This window comes from Pseudomonas sp. LJDD11 (assembly GCF_024584215.1).
Classification (GTDB): Bacteria; Pseudomonadota; Gammaproteobacteria; order Pseudomonadales; family Pseudomonadaceae; genus Aquipseudomonas.
This window is the reverse complement of the sequence record NZ_JANJFL010000077.1, coordinates 1-754: the sequence shown is the minus strand read 5'-3', so window position 1 is coordinate 754 and position 754 is coordinate 1. Positions and strand designations below refer to the sequence as shown.

The following is a 754-nucleotide window of genomic DNA, read 5'->3' as shown; positions in this document are numbered from 1 at the left end:
TCCAACTATCGTGGTCAGTCCAGCTTTCATGAAGATGCAGAAGGTGCCTGGCTGCGCTTCTACTCCATCAGCCCTTACAACGCCTATAACCGCTTCGTGGTGGACTCGATCCTCTGTGCCTGGATCAGCAACCTGTCTGCCCTGGCCGCCAGCCCCTTGCGCGCTCAGCGGGTCGAGATCGAATTCGAAGCGCCCGACTACGCCGCCGATTACAGCTTCATGAGCGACAACCCGGTGTTCTTTGGCCAGCCTCGCGCTGCGCAATCCCGACCATTGCCCAAGCACTTGGCAACACTTGCTGCAATTGTGTGAAAAGGAACTGGAACAGCTGACCCGCACCCGCAGCCTGCGTGAGCGCATCATTCAGTTGTTGGGACCGTTATTGAACGGTGGAAGGGAACCGGATCTGGAGGAAATCGCAGCACGGCTCAAGCTGCCGACCTGGACGCTACGCCGAAAACTGGCCGATGAAGGCACCCGCTTTCGCACCATCCTCAATGACACACGCCGTGATCTGGCGATGACTTACATCCGCGACACTGAACTGGCGTTCGGCGAGATCGCGTATCTATTGGGTTTCGCCTCGGCCGAAGCCTTTCAACGCGCCTTCAAACGCTGGAACAGCCAGACTCCGGGAGAGTTTCGCCGCAGCCAGCGTCAAAGCGCCTGACGCCCCTCACAGTTCGGTAGCGTCGTCGGAAGGCTCCAGCGGGTCCAGTTCAAAAGCGCGGGATTCCAGAAGTTCTTCTTGATA

1 pseudogene is annotated in these 754 nt (G+C 58.5%); it reads left to right on the top strand.

The features are described 5' to 3' along the window. Nucleotides 1-670 (top strand): annotated as a pseudogene (locus NRB16_RS28810) (helix-turn-helix domain-containing protein); the annotation flags it as partial. Nucleotides 671-754: the final 84 nt, after the last annotated feature.